Raw genomic sequence first — 17,263 nt, 5'->3', positions numbered from 1 at the left:
AGCAACAAAGACGCGGCGACCTAACCAGCGAAATCCCATAGGAGACTTCATGGCATCGGTACACCCCGCCCGATGTTGGCACTCGCGACCAGCGTTCGTCGGCAGGTCTCCTGGCTGACAGGTCTTCGTCCGCCGCGCCTTCCCAGTTACCCAGTGGCTGATTGCATTGGACTCGCTGTTTACAGTTGCGGGGGCAGCTCGGTGGCGATCAGTGATCGCTCCGGATTCCCTCTTCGAGCCTGTCTACGATCTGCGGCGCGTCGGCCCTGCTGCGTTAAAAGCAGACTCGGAATGCTCATGTGCTACAGCACACTGCGCTTCCTCGCCTGCTTTTATTCGCTGGCGCTCACCCTCCGGGCCAGCCTTTGGCTGTTACTCCCGTTGGTCGTTGCGCCTTGCATGGCTCTAGCTCGCGAGATCGTAAACAGACTCTTAGGCCCACTTATAAAGGGCACCGACGAAGGCGCTATTATGCCCGCTTTGCCCGGAGCGCGGACAGGCGGTCCGTCGGGCCTGTGCGAGGACATTGGATGAAACCCTGGTTGACCCTGGTCGGTATCGGCGAAGACGGCTATCCCGGCCTGGGCAAGGCCGCGCGCCGCGCGCTGCTGGCAGCCACGCGCATCGTCGGCGCGCCGCGCCAACTGGCGTTGCTGCCGCCGTGCATCAGCGGCGAGCGGGAAACCTGGCCCAGCCCCTTCGACCTTGAGCCGCTGCTGGCGCGGCGTGGCGAGGCGGTGTGCGTGCTGGCCAGTGGTGACCCGATGTTCTACGGCGTCGGCGCCAGTCTGGCGCGCCAGGTGCCTGCCGACGAGTTGCGGGTATTGCCCGCGCCATCCTCGGTGTCGCTGGCGGCGGCGCGCCTGGGCTGGCCATTGCAGGCGGTGGAGGTGCTGTCACTGGTCGGCCGTCCGCTGGCCACGCTCAATGCCCGGTTGTATCCCGGCACGCGCCTACTGGTATTGAGCGCCGATGGCGACACGCCCGCGCAGGTTGCCGAAGCCCTGCGTGCGCGCGGTTTCGGCGCCAGCCGCTTGACCCTGCTGGAGCACCTTGGCGGGTCTGACGAGCGCCGCCTCGATGGCCTGGCCGCGAGCTGGAACCTGCCGCGTGGCGCCGATCTCAACCTGCTGGCCGTGGACTGCCTGGCTGACGCCGAAGCGCAACTGCTGCCGCCGACCTGCGGTCTGCCGGACGAGGCCTATCGCCACGACGGGCAACTGACCAAGCGCGACGTGCGCGCAGTGACCCTGGCGCGCCTGGCGCCGCTGCCCGGCGAGCTGCTGTGGGACGTTGGCGCCGGTTGCGGCTCCATCGGCATCGAATGGATGCGCGCGCACCCAGCCTGCCGCGCCATCGCCATCGAGGCCAACGAAGGGCGTCAGGCGCATATCCGCCACAACCGCGACGTTTTCGGCGTACCCGGGCTGCAACTGGTCGCCGGGCATGCGCCCGAGGTGCTGGCCGGACTGCCGACGCCGGATGCCATCTTCATCGGTGGCGGCGTCACTGTGCCCGGCCTGCTGGAGCAGTGCTGGGCTGCGCTCAAGCCGGGCGGGCGCCTGCTGGCCAATGCCGTGACCCTTCAGAGCGAGATGGCGCTGGTGGCCTTCCGCGAACAGCAGGGCGGCGAGCTGCTGCGGCTCACTGTGGCCCAGGCACAGCCGTTGGGCGGCTTCGATACCTGGCGCGCGGCACTGCCGATCACTCTGCTGGCGGTGCGCAAGCCATGATTACGCGCATCCTGCTGCTCGGCGGCACCACCGAGGCGCTGCGCCTGGCGCGTCGTCTGGGGCCTGAGACGGTCTACAGCCTGGCCGGTCTGGGGCGAGTGCCGGATGACCTGCCGTGCCGCGTGCGCGTCGGGGGCTTTGGCGGCGCCGAGCGGCTGGCTGCCTTTATCGCGGCTGAAGGCATCGAGCTGCTTCTGGATCTGACCCATCCCTATGCGGCGCAGATCAGCCATAACGCGGCGCGTGCTGCGCAGATCACCGGTGTGCCCTGCTGGGCGCTGCGTCGTCCTGGCTGGCAACCTGGCGCCGGGGATGACTGGCGCGAGGTGGACGACTGGGAAGAACTGACCCGTGCGCTGGCGCCTTTCGAGCGGCCATTCTTCACCTCCGGGCGCGAGCCGCTGGCGCACCTGCACGAAATTCCCGAGCACCAGCACTGGACGATGCGCTGCCTGCAGGCCGAGCCGGCGCCCCCGCGCGCCGAGATCATCGGTGCGCGTGGGCCATTTACGCTGGACGAGGAGCGCGCGCTGTTCGCCCGTATCCGCTGCGACGTGCTGGTGAGCAAGAACAGCGGCAGCGCGTCCACCGAGCCGAAGTTGCAGGTGGCGCGTGAGTTGGGTCTGCCGGTGTTGTTGTTGCGCCGGCCTGAGTTGCCGGTGGTGACGCGTGAGTTCGCCGAGCCGAACGCCCTGTGGGAGGCGCTCGAGCGGTAACTGGACGGCTGCCGCTGATCGTTCCCACGCTCTGCGTGGGAATTCAGTTCTGGACGCTCTGCGTCCATCACGTTGGCACAGCAACCAACCTCGCCAGGCACGACGCGGAGCGTCACACGCGCAGATGCCCACGCAGCGCGTGGGTGCCATCGGTAAACCCGCCAACGACGGCCTACGCGCTGCGCGCAATTGCGTAGGGTGGACGTCGCTTTTCACGTCCACCGCAACGGTGGATCGATAAAGCGCGATCCACCCTACACGCGCTGCTAGACTGCCGGCCCGTTCTGGAGACCGTCATGAGCCAAACCCCCTACGCCCGCATTCTGTTCATCGCCCCCGGCCTGGGTCGTGGTGCATCGTCCGAGCGTCTGCAGCAGCGCATCACCGCGCTGCTGGGCGAGGCGCATCTGCATGACAGCGAGCAGGACGGTTTCTGGCAGGCCATCGATGAGGCGCCGCGACCGCTGCTGGTGGTCGATCTGGAGCCGCGCGCCGATGCCGCGCACCGCGACTGGCTGCGCGAGCGCATCGCCGAACGCGGTGACGCAGCCGAGGTGTTCGTGGTCTGCACGGCGCTGGAGGACACCTGGCTCGATGGCCTGGGCGCGCTACTGGAACAGCGCGAAGCGCATATCCCCTGCAGCGATGTGCCGCCTGTGCCGGCGCATCACGCCTGGTCGCAGATTCCGCCGCATGCGCAGCGCCTGTTGCTGTGCAACGGTCCGCGCTGCACGCGCAAGGGCGCGTTGGGCCTGTGGAAAACCCTGCGCCAGCGGCTCAAGGCTGCCGGCAAGCTGGAGTGCGAGGGCGGCGTGCATATCACCCGCAGCCAGTGCCAGTTCCCCTGCGATCTGGGCCCGACCGCGAGCCTTTATCCACAGGGCGAGTGGTATGGCATCAAGGACGAGGCGGCGGTGATTCGTCTGGTGGATGAGCGCCTGGTGGCGGGTAGGGCGTTGCCAGAGTTGCGTATCGATGAGCAGGGCGGCCATTAGTTACACCTGCGGATAGTCCAGGTGAGGTGTCGTCACGGTGGACAAGCTGCGCGTTGTCCACCCTACGCTTAAGTCTGCCCCAAAGTGCCTCCCACAATTGCCCCAGCGCCTTGACTTGAGCGGGTGCGGGTGGTCATATCCGCCCCGCTTCAGGTGTCTCACGCCGCCGCGCGTGAGGTGAAACGGGAAGTCGGTTGAAGTCCGACGCTGCCCCCGCAACGGTAAGCGAGCGACCGCATCGAAACGCCACTGTGCGCCACGCGCATGGGAAGGCGATGCGTTCATGACCCTCGCAAGCCCGGAGACCGGCCTGGAGTCGTTTGTGTCTGGCAACCCGCGGTGGGCGGGCGTTGACTCCAGTAGGGCGCCCTCGTGCCCCTGTCTGCTGTTGCGCATTTCCATCGGATTGCCGTGCCTTTTCTCTTTGCGATGGAAGCAATATGGCGCGCCATTTCCGCTACAAGAACCTCTTTTCTTCCTGCCTGAAAGAAGGGCCTGAGGCCGTCTCCGGTTACCTGCAAAACAAGATAATGTTATGTTATAACAATAACATTATCGCTTCAGGCCAGGGTCATCAGCGGTCGTCACTGGCCGTTGCAAGGCCCGATTCCAACGCCTCGAAGCGACTCGACGAGCCTCTTCAACGCCCTGGAACTCTTCACGTGCAGCCCCTCTTGTGTTTCTGTTCTCTGCCATTGCTGCTGTTGGCTGGCGGTACCGTCATGGCCGACGAATCCGCTGTCGATCTCCCCGCTGTAACCGTCCAGGCGCAAGCCGCGGAGGAGGGCGAGACCACGCTGCACACGCCGACCACGTCCGGCTCACGCCTCGACCTGTCGGCGATGGAAACGCCGGCCAGCACCACCAGCCTGAGCGGTGCAGACGTGCGCGAGCGCAACAACCGTAGCGTGCAGGATGCCGTGACCCGCACGCCGGGCATCAGCAGCATCGGCACGCCGGGTAATGGCGGTACGGCGCTGTCGGCACGCGGTTTCAGCGGCCATTCCTCGACCATGCAACTGTACGACGGCACTCGCCAGTACATCGGCGCCGGCACCGTAACCTTCCCGGTGGACACCTGGTCGGTGCAGCGCATCGACGTGCTGCGTGGCCCGGCGTCGGTGCTCTATGGCGAAGGCGCCACGGGCGCGGTGATCAACGTGGTGCCGAAGAAGCCCTTCGCGGGTGAGATTCGCAACCAGCTGCGCCTCGGCTACGGCAGCGACGACCGCCGTCAGGCCGCGCTGGACAGCGGTGGCTCGCTGAGCGATTCGTTGAGCTACCGCTTCAACGTCAACCAACAGGCCAGCAATGGCTGGGTCGACCGCGGGGATTCGGACAGCATTGCACTCAGTGCCGCCCTGCGCTGGGCCGCCAGTGATGACCTGAGCTTCACCCTGTCTCACGATCACGGTGACCAGCGTCCCGAGCGCTACTTCGGCACCCCGCTGGTCGATGGTCACTACCGCGAAAGCATCCGCGAGCGTAACTACAACGTCGCCAACGCCGACATTCGCTATAACGACCAGATCACCCGCCTGACCACCGACTGGCACATCAACGATGTGCTGAGTGCCAGCAACCAGCTCTACTACATCAAGACCCAGCGTTACTGGCGCAACGCCGAAGCCTACCGCTGGCAGCCGGGCGATACGGTCGAGCGCAGCGAGTTCTACGAGATCAAGCACACCCAGGAGCAGGTTGGCGACCGCCAGACCTTTACCCTCGACCACGCCCTGTTCGGCCTCGACAGCCGCACGGTGGTCGGTGTGGATTACAACCGCATCCACTTCGCCCGCCAGCACGACTTTGCCAGCAGTTTCAGCGACAGCGTGCCACTGGCCGGCTCCGGTGGCGGTCATTACCAGAGCAGTGATCCGCGCGGTTACGGGTCGCGTGAGCGCAACCTGGCGCGGCAGTTCTCGCTGTTCGCCGAGAACCGTACCCAGCTCAGCGAGCGCCTGTCGCTGGTCACCGGTGTGCGCCGTGACCAGGTGCATATCCAGCGCGACAACCTGATCGATGGCAGCAGCGTTGACCGCAGCCTGAGTGGCGGCAACTGGCGCGCCGGCCTGGTCTTCGCGCTGACGCCCGATCTGTCACTGTACGGCCAGTACGCCACCAGCACCGAAGGGGTGAACAACCTGCTGACCCTCAGCCCGAGCCAGCAGCAGTTCGACCTGAGCAAAGCCAGGCAGAGCGAAATCGGCCTCAAGCAGATGTTCTGGAATGGCCAGGGCGAGTGGACGCTGGCCGCCTACCACATCGTCAAGAAGAAGCTGCTCAGCCGCGAAACCCCGACCTCGCCCACCGAGCAGATTGGCCAGCAGTCTTCCGATGGTCTGGAAGCCACGCTGGAACTGGCGCTGGGTCAGGGCTGGCAGGTGTCGGCCAACGCCGCGTTGGTGCGTGCCGAGTACGACGACTTCGTCGAAGGCGGTGGTGACCGCAGCGGCAATCGCCCGACCAACGTGCCCAGACGCACCGCCAACCTGTGGCTGAACAAGGACCTTGGTAGCGGGGTCGACGCTGGCATCGGCGCGCGTTATGTCGATGCGCGTTATGCCGACACGGCCAATACCGCCACGGTGCCCGGCTATACCGTGGTCGACGCCAACATCGCCTGGCAGGCGTTGCCGGACGTGCGCCTGGGCCTGGAGCTGAACAACCTGTTCGACCGCCAGTACGCCACCAGCGCCAACAGCGACGGCGAGCAGTGGTACCTGGGGGCGCCGCGCTCGTTCTTCGTCACTGCGGATTACAGCTTCTGATGGGGCGCCTGCACATCCGCGAGCTGGCCTGGTCGCCTGATGGGCAGCGTCCGCTGCTCGACGGCATCGACCTGGACGTTGGCGACGGCGAGTTGCTGGGGCTGATCGGCCCCAACGGCAGTGGCAAGACCAGCCTGCTGCGTTGCGCCTACCGCTTCCAGCGGCCCAGCGTCGGCTGCGTCGAGCTGGACGGCGAGGCGCTGTGGCAGCGCTCGCCGCGCTGGAGCGCGCAGCGGGTGGCGGTGGTGCTGCAGGAGTTTCCGCAGGACTTCGGCCTGCGCGTGCATGAGGTGGCGGCCATGGGCCGCACGCCGCACAAGGGCCTGTTCGATGGCGACGATGCCGACGACCAGCGCCTGGTCAGCGAGGCACTGGCGCAGGTCGGCCTCGCTGCGCTGGCGCGGCAGCCTTTTGCCCAGCTGTCCGGCGGTGAGAAGCAGCGCGCGCTGCTGGCCCGCGCCTTGGTGCAACAGCCGCAATTATTGATTCTCGATGAGCCGACCAACCACCTCGACCCGCGTTACCAACTCGAACTGCTCGGCCAGATCAAGGCGCTGGGCCTGGCGACGCTGGCCAGCTTCCACGACCTCAACCTGGCGGCGGCCTTCTGCGACCGTCTCTGCGTGCTGGATCAGGGCCGTCTGGTGGCCATCGGTACGCCCGCCGACGTGCTCAGCGCCGAGCTGTTGCAGCAGGTGTTCGGCGTGCAGGCGCTGGTCGATACCCATCCACTGGCGGGTCATCCGCGTATTACCTGGATCGTTTGATGAATGTTCGCGCGCTAGCTTTACCCCCTCTCCCGCTTGTGGGAGAGGGCCGGGGAGAGGGGGCTGGCCTTCTTGCCCTCTCCCCCAGCCCCTCTTCACCAGGCGCGCCCCCAATACATGGGGGAGGGGAGCCTATCCGCCGTCGTCTGATGGGCCTGTTCACCTTCGGCTTGGCACTGCTGCTGGCCAGCCCCGCCTGGGCCGTCACCGTCACCAGCTGCGACCGCCAACTGACCATCGAGCAGCCGCCCCAGCGTGCGGTCAGCCACGACATCACCCTGACCGCCATGCTCCTGGCTCTGGGCCTGAAGGAGCGCATGGTCGGCTACAGCGGTGTCAGTGGCTGGAAGACGCCGACGCCGGAGCTGCAGGCCGATCTGGATGATCTGCCCGAGCTGGCCGCGCGTTATCCCTCGCTGGAGAACCTGCTGGGCGCGGGCGCCGATTTCGTCTTCGCCGGGTGGAACTACGGCATGCGCATCGGCGGCGAGGTCACCCCGGCCAGTCTGGAGCGCTTCGGCATTCCGGTGTACGAGCTGAGCGAGTCCTGTGCGCATGTCATGCCGGGTCGCGTCGCCAGTCTTGATGATCTGTACAACGACCTGCGCAACCTGGGCCGCATCTTCGCCGTCGAGGATCGTGCCGAAGCACTGGTGCAAGGGATGCAGGCGCGCGTGGCCGCCGTCAGCAATCAGCTCGGTGAGCAGCCGACGCGTCCGCGCGTATTCGTTTACGACAGCGGCGAAGACGTGCCCTTCAGCGCCGGACGTCTGGGCATGCCGCAGCCGCTGATCGAGGCGGCGGGTGGGCGCAATGTGATGGATCGGGTGGCGGCCAACTGGATGAAGGTCGGCTGGGAGTCGGTGGTCGAGCAGGACCCGGAACTGATCCTGATCGTCGATTATGGTGAGCGCACGGCGGCGCAGAAGCGCGATTTTCTCATGCAGCATCCGGCGCTGCAGGGCGTGACGGCGATCCGCGAGCAGCGTTTCGTGGTGCTGTCGTACCTGGCCGTCACTCCAAGCCTGGACAATGCGATGGCCATCGAGACGCTGGCGGCGGCGCTGCACCCTGAGATTTTTTCCCGGTGAGTCGATTTCGTCTGTTGCTGCTCGGCTTGACCGCGCTGCTGGCGCTGTCCTGCGCCGTCTCGCTGGCTTTCGGTGCGGCGCAGGTACCGCTCGAGCGCGTGCTGGCGATCCTGGGACAGCACCTGTTCGGTAGCGCGCCCGATGCGGCGGTGAGCGTCGGCCAGGACAGCATCGTCTGGCAGCTGCGCGCGCCGCGGGTGCTGCTTGGCGCGCTGGTGGGCGCCGGGCTGGCGCTGGTCGGTACGGCGCTGCAAGCGGTGACGCGCAACCCGCTGGCCGATCCGCATCTGCTCGGTGTCAGTTCCGGCGCAGCCTTCGGCGCGGTGCTCGTGGTGCTCTACCTGGGCGAATTCGCCGGCCTGCTCAGCCTGCCTCTGGCGGCCTTCGCCGGTGCGCTGGCGAGCATGCTGCTGGTGCTGGCCATCGCCAGTCGTGGCGGTCGGCTGGAGAGTGATCGGCTGCTGCTCGCCGGAGTGGCGGTGTCGTTCGTGATGATGGCGGCGAGCAACCTGCTGCTGTACCTGGGCAACCCGCACGCGGCCAGCTCGGTGCTGTTCTGGATGCTTGGCGGGTTGGGGCTGGCGCGCTGGGAGCTGCTCTGGCTGCCGGCCGTGTGCCTGCTGCTGGCGTTGGTCGTGCTGCTGGGCCTGGGCCGCGCGCTGAACGCGCTGATGGCCGGCGAGCAGAGCGCCGTGAGCCTGGGCCTGGAGCCACGCCGGGTGCGCCTGCTGGTGTTCGTGGTGGCCTCGCTGCTCACCGGGGTGTTGGTGTCGCTGTCCGGTGCCATCGGCTTCGTCGGCCTGATGCTGCCGCACGTGGCGCGCTTTCTGGTCGGCGCCGAGCATCGTCGCGTGTTGCCGGTGGCGGCGCTGCTGGGGGCGCTGTTGCTGGTCTGGGTCGATGTCGCCGCACGCACCTGGCTGGCGCCGCAGGACCTGCCCATCGGCATCGTCACCGCCGCCATCGGTGGGGTGTTCTTCGTTCTGTTGCTGCGTCGGCGCTGAGTCGCGAAAGTTTTTTCAGCGCTGCTGTAACGCCAGTTCGCCCCGTCGCTCTAGTTCAGTGCCGGCACGCAAAACACCTTAGCCCGGCTAACCCAGATCACCCGAGGATACGCACATGACCATGAAATCCACCGCTGCTACTGGTGCCGCCATCGCCTTCGCTGCTGCTGCCATGTTTGCAGGCATGTCCGGCACTGTCGTCGCTGCTGAAGAAGCCAAGGTGCATTGCTACGGCGTCACGTCCTGCAAAGGCCAGAACGACTGCAAGACCGCTGAGAACAGCTGCAAAGGCCAGGGCGCTTGCAAGGGGCACGGCTTCAAGGCGATGACCAAGGCCGAGTGCGATGCAGCAGGCGGTACTGTCGGCGAGTAAATGAGCAGGGGCGGCCGCGCTGCGGTTGCCCCGCATCACCGAGCGAGGAGCCAGCGATGAATGCTCAACGCGGCAATCTGGGTTTCGGCCTGGGCCTGCGCAGCACCTACTACCAAGCCATTCTCGAGCAGCAGCCGGCCATCGACTGGTTCGAGATCGTCTCGGAAAACTATCTGGTAGCGGGCGGTAAGGCCCTCTACTTTCTCGATGCCATCGGCGAGCGGTACCCGCTGGTCATGCATGGCGTGTCGCTGTCGATTGGTGGCCCGCACGAGCTGGACCGCGACTACCTGCGTCAGCTCAAGCAACTGGCTGCGCGCGTGCAGCCGGCGTGGATCTCCGATCATCTGTGCTGGAGCCAGGGCAATGCCCACCAACTGCATGACCTGCTGCCACTGCCCTACACCGAGGAGAGCCTGCAGCATGTGGCCGCGCGGGTGCGCCAGGTGCAGGACGTGATCGAGCGGCCGCTGGTGCTGGAAAACGTCTCCAGCTACCTGCGCTGCGCCGATGATCAATTCAGCGAATGGCAATTTCTCGCCGCGCTCAGCGAGTTGAGTGGCTGTGAGCTGTTGCTGGACGTCAACAATGTCTACGTCAGCGCGCGCAATCATGGTTTCGACGCCTGGACTTTTATCAGCAGCCTGCCCAGGTCGCGCATCCGTCAGTTGCACCTGGCCGGCCACAGTGATTACGGCAGCTACCTGATCGACACCCATGATCAGCCGGTCAGCGACCCGGTCTGGCAGCTTTATCAGCGCACGCTGCAGCACCTCGGCCCGGTGTCCACGCTGCTGGAGCGCGACGATCATTTTCCCGATCTGGACGTACTGCTCGACGAGCTGAATACCGCGCGCCGGTTCGCCGCTCAAGCATTGCAAGGCACGCCGCAATGCGCCTGAGTGACTGGCAGGCGCAGGTTCAGGCCTATTTGCTCAGCCCCGATGCCCAGCCCAACCCGGCCTTGCAGGCCAGCCTGTTGGGCAGCGCGGCGCTGAGTGCCGAACAGGGTCTGGCGATTTATCACAACGCTTACCGTGCGCGCCTGCTGGAAGCCTTGCGTGGTGATTTTCCGGCGGTGCATGGCTGGCTTGGTGACGACGAATTCGACACCCTGGCCCTGTCTTACCTCGATGCGCACCCCTCGCAACACTTCAGCCTGCGCTGGCTCGGCGCACAGCTGGCGGCGTTCATCGATGGCTACCTGATACCCGCGCAAGCCGCGCCGCTCAGCGAACTGGCGCAGCTGGAATGGGCCTTTACCCTGGCCTTCGATGCGCCCGAGGGCCAGCCCCTGAGCCTGACGCAGGTGGCAGAGCTGCCTGCCGAGGCGTGGCCGACCTTGCAAGTCCGCCTGTTGCCGAGCGTTCAGTGGCTCGAGTGCCGGTATAACAGCCTGGCGATCTGGCGTGCGTGCAAGGGGCAGGGCGACTTCCCCGGTAGCCAGCCACTGGCCGAGGCGCAGACCTGTGTGATCTGGCGCGACCAACTGATTACCCGCTATCGCAGTCTGGCCGCCGATGAAGCGGCAGCGTTGCAGGGTATGGCCGTGCAGGGTTGGTGCTTTGCCGAGTTGTGCGGCGAGCTGGCGCACCTGGGCGAACAGGCACCGGTTCAAGCGGTGAGCTGGTTGCGCCAGTGGCTGGCTGACGGCCTGCTGCAGCGGGTCGATAGCGCTCAGTCGCTGCCGGCTTAGGCATTGCTGCGCAATCCGCCAGCGAACTCAGACGTACTCTGCGCCAGTCACTTCGATCTCACGTGCCGCTAGTCGCCAGGATCGAACGGCTGGAAGGGTGCAAAGGTCATCTAAGCTAGTCTCTGTAAGACGCACTCCTGGCCAGGAGAGATGACCATGCTCGCGCAATTGCCCACCGCACTTCGTGATCTACGACTGCCGCTGCGCCTGAAACTGTGGGACGGCAAGCAGATCGACCTTGGGCCCAAGCCCAGAGTGACGCTGGTCGTGAAGGATCCCACGCTGGTCACGCAACTGGCTCACCCCAGCCTGGATGCACTGGGCGCGGCCTACGTCGAAGGACGGGTGGATCTGGAAGGCCCCATTGAAGAAGCCATCGAAGTTGGCGATGCGCTGAGCACGGCACTGCTCGGTGATGAATCCGCACCCGCGCAGCATTACCTCGCCCACGACAAGCGTAGCGACGCCGAGGCCGTCAGCTATCACTACGACCTGTCCAACGAGTTCTACCGGCTGTGGCTGGACCGCGACATGGTCTACTCCTGCGCCTACTTCGAAACCGGCCAGGAAGACCTGAACCAGGCCCAGCAGGCCAAGCTGCGCCACCTGTGTCGCAAGCTGCGCCTGCAACCGGGCGACAGGCTGCTCGACGTCGGCTGTGGCTGGGGTGGCCTGGCGCGTTTCGCCGCGCGCGAGTTCGGTGTCGAGGTCTATGGCATCACGCTCAGTCACGCCCAGCTGGAGTTGGCGCGCCAGCGCGTGGTCGAGGAGGGCTTGGAAGGGCGCGTGACCCTGGAGCTGCTGGATTACCGCGATCTGCCGCAAGATGGCCGCTTCGACAAAGTGGTCAGCGTCGGCATGTTCGAGCACGTTGGCCACGCCAATCTACCGCTGTACTGCCAGCGCCTGTTCGGCGCGGTCAGGGCCGGTGGTCTGGTGATGAATCATGGCATCACCTCGCGTTTCACCGACGGCCGCCCGGTGGGTCGTGGCGCCGGCGAATTCATCGACCGCTACGTGTTTCCGCAGGGCGAGCTGCCGCATCTGGTGACCATCAGCAAGGCGATCAGCGAGGTCGGGCTGGAGATCGTCGACGTCGAGAGCCTGCGCCTGCACTATGCGCGCACCTTGCAGCTGTGGAGCCAGGGCCTGGAGCGGCAACTGCAGAAGGCGGCGCAGTGGGTACCGGAAAAATCCCTGCGCATCTGGCGCCTGTACCTGGCCGGCTGCGCTTATGGCTTCCAGCATGGCTGGATGAACCTGCATCAGATCCTGGCGGTGAAGCCGCGCGATGATGGTGGTCATGATCTGCCATGGACACGTGCTGACCTCTACGCCTGATGGGGTAACATGCGGCTCGTCCTGATTCCGCGAGCCGCCCATGCCCTTGCCGCAGCGTCCCCGTTATCGCTCCCGCGTTCTGCTCACCGTCCTGGCGATTCTTGCCGGCCTGCTGGTGAGCCTGTGGCTGGGTGGACGCTATGCCGAGCACCGCGCCTGGGACGAGCGCAGCGTCGAGGCGCGCGGGCAACTGCAGCTCTATGCCCAGTCGATCCGAACCCTGGTCGAGCGCTTCAGCTCGGTACCCGAGGTGCTGGCGCTGGACAGCGACATTCGTAGCCTGCTGCGCGCACCGCATGACCGTCAGCTGCGCCTGGCGCTGAACCAGCGCCTGGAGCGGCTCAACGCGGCCGCCGGCTCCACCGTGCTGTACCTGCTCGATGCCCAGGGTGAAACCCTGGTGGCCAGCAACTGGCGCGACTGGAGCAGCTTCGTCGGCAATAACTACGCCTTTCGCCCTTATTTTCAGAACGCTTTGCGTGATGGCGGCGCGCGCTACTTCGCGGTAGGTGTGACCACGGGGATTCCCGGCTACTTCCTTTCTCATGTGGTGCGCGACGACAAGGGCGAACTGCTCGGCGTGCTGGTGGTCAAGCTGGAGTTGGAAGACCTGCAGCGAGAATGGGTCGGCCAGCCCGGGGTGCTGATGGTCGCCGACAGCTATCAGGTGGTAATCCTCAGCAACAAGCCGATCTGGCGTTTCCGCGCTCTGCAGCCGCTCAACGAGCAGGCGCGTGCTGAACTGGTGGAGGTGCGCCGCTATGCCGAGCAGGCGTTGCAGCCGCTGGCGCATCAGGTGCATCGGCATATTGACGCCGATGCGGACTGGGCGCGTGTGGATGGCCCTGACGGCAACCGCGATTATCTCTGGCAGCGCCTGCACATGCCCGAGGAGGGCTGGACCCTGCATCTGCTCAGCGAGCCGGTCGGCCTGGCAGACAGTGTGCGCAGCTATCGGCTGGCCGCTGCCGGCGTGTGGATGACCTTAGCCTTCCTGTTTCTGTTCCTCGCCCAGCGGCGCAAGAACCAGCGCTTGCAGGCTGGTATCCGCGAACGTCTGGAGCGCGAGGTGGCGCTGCGCACCGCCGAGTTGCGCGAAGCCCAGGACGGCCTGGTGCATGCTGCCAAGATGGCCGCGCTGGGGCAGATGTCGGCGGCCCTGGCGCACGAGATCAATCAGCCGCTGACTGCCCTGCAGATGCAACTCGGCAGCTTGCGCCTGCTGGCGGGCAGTGGTCGGCCGGAAGCGGTGCGCGACGGTCTGCAGCGTATCGATGGTCTGCTGCAGCGCATGGCCGCGTTGACCGGCCACCTCAAGACCTTCGCCCGCAAGACCCCGGCCGGCCTCAGCGAGCGCCTGTGCCTGGGTGACGTGCTGGAGCAGGCCCTGCAACTGTTGGCGCCACGCATGCGTAGCGAGCAGGTCGAGCTGCGCACGCAGATCGACGAAGAGGCCGAGGTGTTGGGTGATGCGATCCGCATCGAGCAGGTGATTCTCAACCTGCTGCACAACGCCCTCGATGCCATGGCCGACAGCGAGCCGCGCATCCTCCTGGTGCGCATCGCCCGCGAAGACGACGGCTGCCTGCTCAGCGTCGAGGACAGTGGCGGTGGCATCGCCGAGGAAACCCTGGGTCGGGTATTCGAACCCTTCTTCACCACCAAGCCGGTGGGGCAGGGGTTGGGGCTCGGGTTGGCGGTGTCCTACGGTATCGTGCGCGATCTCGGCGGCATGCTGGAGGCGCACAATGGTGAGCTGGGCGCGGTGTTTACCCTGAGGCTGCCGGCCGCACCTTGATGCCGGTGGGAGGGGCTTTAGCCGCGACAGATTTTTGCTCGGTGCGCATGGCGCACCCTACGATCGGGCGCCGCCGTGTGCACCGGTCGCTCCCCCGGATTGTATTCGTCGGGCTACACTGCCCGCCGTTTTGAACAGGAGGTGCCATGAGCGCTCAGGTCATAGTGGTCGACGACGAAGCGGCGATTCGCGAGGCGGTGCAGCAGTGGCTGGAGCTGTCCGGTTTCGACGTGCGGACCTGCGCCAGCGCGGCCGAAGCGCTGGCGCTGGTCGACCGCGACTTCCCCGGTATCGTCGTCAGCGATGTGCGCATGCCCGGCAGCGATGGCCTGCAACTGCTGGACAAGCTGCTGCAGGTGGACACCGACCTGCCGGTAATCCTCGTCACCGGTCACGGTGATGTGCCCATGGCGGTGCAGGCGCTGCGTCAGGGTGCTTATGACTTCATCGAGAAACCCTTCACCCCCGAGCGTCTGCTCGACAGCGTGCGGCGCGCACTGGACAAGCGCCGGCTGGTCTGCGAGAACCGTCAGCTGCGTCGGCAGGTGGCCGACAAGGGCCGTATCGAGAGCCAACTGATCGGCATTTCGCGGTCGATGGAAAACCTGCGCCGGCAGATCCTCGAGTTGGCCGGTACCTCGGTCAATGTGCTGATCCGTGGCGAGACCGGGAGCGGCAAGGAGCGTGTGGCGCGCTGTCTGCACGACTTCAGTCCGCGTGCAAGCAAGGCCTTCGCGGCGCTGAACTGTGCGGCGATTCCCGAGACCATCTTCGAAAGCGAGCTGTTCGGCCACGAAAGCGGCGCCTTCACAGGCGCCCAGGCACGGCGCATCGGCCGTATCGAGCATGCCGATGGCGGTACCCTGTTTCTCGACGAGGTGGAGAGCCTGCCGCTGGCGCAACAGGTCAAGCTGCTGCGCGTGCTGCAGGAAAAGACCCTGGAGCGCCTCGGCTCGAACAAGAGCATCCAGGTCGATCTGCGGGTAATCAGTGCGTCCAAGCCGGACCTGCTCGACGAGGTCAAGGCCGGGCGTTTTCGCGAGGACCTGGTGTATCGCCTGAACGTCGCCACACTGCATATTCCGCCGCTGCGTGAGCGCCGCGAGGACATTCCCCTGCTGTTCGAACATTTCGCCCACGAGGCGGCGCTGCGTCATGGGCGCGAAGCGCCGCCACTGGCCCCGAGCGAGCTGGCCCGGTTGCTCGGTCATGATTGGCCGGGCAACGTGCGTGAGCTGATCAACGCTGCCGAGCGGCATGCCCTGGGGCTTTCCAGTCCGCCGCCGGCCGAGCGTTTCGCCGGCCAGGCGCTGGCGCAGCAGATGGAGGCCTTCGAAGCGCAATGTCTGCACAACGCCCTGCTGCAATGCCAGGGCAACATCGCTGCCGTAATGGAAATGCTGCAACTGCCGCGCCGCACCCTCAACGAGAAGATGCAGCGTCATGGCCTGGCACGCGGTGATTACCTGCCGGGCGGCGAGGAATAGTCAGGCGCGGCGCATGTAGGGTGCTCGGTGCGCACCTTGTGCCACGCTCTCGAGCCAGCCGGTGCGCACGGCGCACCCTACGGTCTGGCGGGCAGCCGTAACCCGGATGCGATCCGGGAGGTAGCGATCACCTCATTCTCGGATTGCGTCCGGTTACCCGGTGAGCGGATTGTTGCCTATGCTTGCTCGGATGTAAGCGGTTTCCCGCTCAGTGACCCATGGGTCTATCGATAAAACCCCTCTATCTCGGGCTTTTCAGCCCCTGGCACGGCATCTGCTATGACAGTTGTAGCCGCGCAGCATCTTGCCGACGTGGCGACCATAACAACGACAAGAGGTCAGCCCATGAACTGCCATGTCCCTCGCGCCATGCCGCATCCGCTGCCGTGCATGGGCCTCCGTGCTGCGCCTGCCGCGGCTCTTGTCCGAAGCTGCACCCTGCGCTGCTGATCGCGCAATGTCGACGCTGCCTGTGCGGCGTCGTCTAGAGTGAAACTCTGCATACAGCCAATAACAACGACGGAGATACTTCCATGCGACTGACCAAGAAACTCAGCCTGTTTGCCGCCGCCGCGGCCATCACTGCCAGCACCGCTGTGCTTGCCGCCCCGACCTTCATCAACGTGCTCACCGGTGGTACCAGCGGTGTGTACTACCCGATTGGCGTGGCCCTTTCGCAGCTCTACAGCAACGGCATCGAGGGCTCCAAGACCTCGGTCCAGGCGACCAAGGCGTCGGTGGAAAACCTCAACCTGCTGCAAGCCGGTCGTGGCGAGCTGGCTTTCGCTCTGGGCGACTCGGTAGCCGATGCCTGGAACGGCGTCGAAGACGCAGGCTTCAAGGCGCCGCTGAAGAAAATCCGCGCCATTGCCGGTACCTACCCGAACTACATCCAGATCGTTGCCAACGCCGAATCCGGCATCAAGACCCTGGAAGACCTCAAGGGCAAGCGCATCTCCGTCGGCGCGCCGAAGTCCGGTACCGAGCTCAACGCTCGCGCCATCTTCAAAGCGGCTGGCCTGACCTACGAGGACATGGGCAAGGTCGAATTCCTGCCGTACGCCGAGTCGGTCGAGCTGATCAAGAACCGCCAACTGGACGCCACCCTGCAGTCCTCGGGCCTGGGCATGGCCGCCATTCGTGACCTGGCTTCGACCATGAAGATCAGCTTCGTTGCCATCCCGACCGAAGTGACTACCAAGATCGACAACGCTGCCTACCAGGCTGCCACCATCCCGGCCGGTACCTACGATGGCCAGGACGCCGACGTACCTACCGTTGCCATCACCAACATCCTGGTCAGCCATGAAGGCGTTTCCGACGAAGTGGCCTACCAGATGACCAAACTGATGTTCGACAACCTCGATCGCCTGGGCACCGCTCACTCTGCGGCCAAGGACATCAAGCTGGAAACCGCTACCAAGAACTTGCCGATCCCGCTGCACCCGGGTGCCGAGCGCTTCTACAAGGAAGCCGGCGCGCTGTAATGCC

General features: G+C 65.7%; 14 protein-coding genes and 2 riboswitches. All 14 genes read left to right on the top strand.

Features of this window, described 5'->3' with window-relative positions; genetic code table 11:
- Positions 1-82: 82 nt before the first annotated feature.
- A riboswitch (cobalamin riboswitch) is annotated at positions 83-280 on the bottom strand.
- A gap of 250 nt (positions 281-530) precedes the next feature.
- The gene (gene cbiE / locus H3221_RS04675; protein WP_196475560.1) at positions 531-1,733 is read left to right on the top strand and encodes a precorrin-6y C5,15-methyltransferase (decarboxylating) subunit CbiE; all 1,203 of its coding nucleotides are present in this window, start codon (positions 531-533) and stop codon (positions 1,731-1,733) included.
- Positions 1,730-2,449: a cobalt-precorrin-6A reductase gene (locus H3221_RS04670; protein WP_196475561.1), complete on the top strand. Its 720-nt coding sequence runs from the start codon at positions 1,730-1,732 to the stop codon at positions 2,447-2,449. The genes cbiE and H3221_RS04670 overlap by 4 nt, the downstream gene beginning before the upstream one ends.
- Positions 2,450-2,745: 296 nt before the next feature.
- Positions 2,746-3,444, top strand: coding sequence for a (2Fe-2S) ferredoxin domain-containing protein (locus H3221_RS04665; protein ID WP_196475562.1), 699 nt, complete (start codon positions 2,746-2,748; stop codon positions 3,442-3,444).
- Between the two features lie 134 nt (positions 3,445-3,578).
- Positions 3,579-3,772, top strand: a riboswitch (cobalamin riboswitch).
- A gap of 334 nt (positions 3,773-4,106) precedes the next feature.
- A complete protein-coding gene (locus H3221_RS04660; protein WP_397427958.1) occupies positions 4,107-6,215 on the top strand; it encodes a TonB-dependent receptor in 2,109 nt (702 codons plus the stop codon).
- Positions 6,215-6,982: an ABC transporter ATP-binding protein gene (locus H3221_RS04655; RefSeq protein WP_196475563.1), complete on the top strand. Its 768-nt coding sequence runs from the start codon at positions 6,215-6,217 to the stop codon at positions 6,980-6,982. Before H3221_RS04660 ends, H3221_RS04655 begins: the two co-directional genes overlap by 1 nt.
- Before the next feature lie 149 nt (positions 6,983-7,131).
- Entirely contained in the window at positions 7,132-8,073 is a 942-nt protein-coding gene (locus tag H3221_RS04650; protein WP_196475564.1) for an ABC transporter substrate-binding protein, read from the top strand.
- Positions 8,070-9,077, top strand: a complete 1,008-nt coding sequence (locus H3221_RS04645) for a FecCD family ABC transporter permease (protein ID WP_196475565.1) — start codon at positions 8,070-8,072, stop codon at positions 9,075-9,077. Before H3221_RS04650 ends, H3221_RS04645 begins: the two co-directional genes overlap by 4 nt.
- 115 nt (positions 9,078-9,192) lie before the next feature.
- Positions 9,193-9,450, top strand: a complete 258-nt coding sequence (bufA2, locus tag H3221_RS04640; protein WP_196475566.1) for a BufA2 family periplasmic bufferin-type metallophore — start codon at positions 9,193-9,195, stop codon at positions 9,448-9,450.
- 56 nt (positions 9,451-9,506) lie between these two features.
- On the top strand, positions 9,507-10,352 hold the full coding sequence (gene bufB / locus H3221_RS04635; RefSeq protein ID WP_196475567.1) for an MNIO family bufferin maturase: 846 nt from the start codon (positions 9,507-9,509) through the stop codon (positions 10,350-10,352).
- Positions 10,343-11,146, top strand: a complete 804-nt coding sequence (locus H3221_RS04630; RefSeq protein WP_196475568.1) for an HvfC/BufC N-terminal domain-containing protein — start codon at positions 10,343-10,345, stop codon at positions 11,144-11,146. Before bufB ends, H3221_RS04630 begins: the two co-directional genes overlap by 10 nt.
- Before the next feature lie 156 nt (positions 11,147-11,302).
- Entirely contained in the window at positions 11,303-12,487 is a 1,185-nt protein-coding gene (cfaB, locus tag H3221_RS04625) for a C17 cyclopropane fatty acid synthase CfaB (protein WP_196475569.1), read from the top strand.
- 40 nt (positions 12,488-12,527) lie between these two features.
- Positions 12,528-14,285 (top strand): sensor histidine kinase, encoded by a 1,758-nt coding sequence (locus H3221_RS04620; RefSeq protein ID WP_196475570.1) that lies wholly within the window; start codon positions 12,528-12,530, stop codon positions 14,283-14,285.
- A 146-nt stretch (positions 14,286-14,431) separates the two neighbouring features.
- Positions 14,432-15,772, top strand: coding sequence for a sigma-54-dependent transcriptional regulator (locus H3221_RS04615; protein ID WP_196475571.1), 1,341 nt, complete (start codon positions 14,432-14,434; stop codon positions 15,770-15,772).
- A gap of 533 nt (positions 15,773-16,305) precedes the next feature.
- The gene (locus H3221_RS04610) at positions 16,306-17,259 is read left to right on the top strand and encodes a TAXI family TRAP transporter solute-binding subunit (protein ID WP_192984313.1); all 954 of its coding nucleotides are present in this window, start codon (positions 16,306-16,308) and stop codon (positions 17,257-17,259) included.
- Positions 17,260-17,263 lie beyond the last annotated feature (4 nt).

It is taken from the genome of Pseudomonas chaetocerotis (genome assembly GCF_015712105.2).
GTDB lineage: Bacteria > Pseudomonadota > Gammaproteobacteria > Pseudomonadales > Pseudomonadaceae > Aquipseudomonas > Aquipseudomonas chaetocerotis.
The sequence above is the reverse complement of the archived record's forward strand: the minus strand, read 5'-3'. Positions and strand labels throughout refer to the sequence as shown.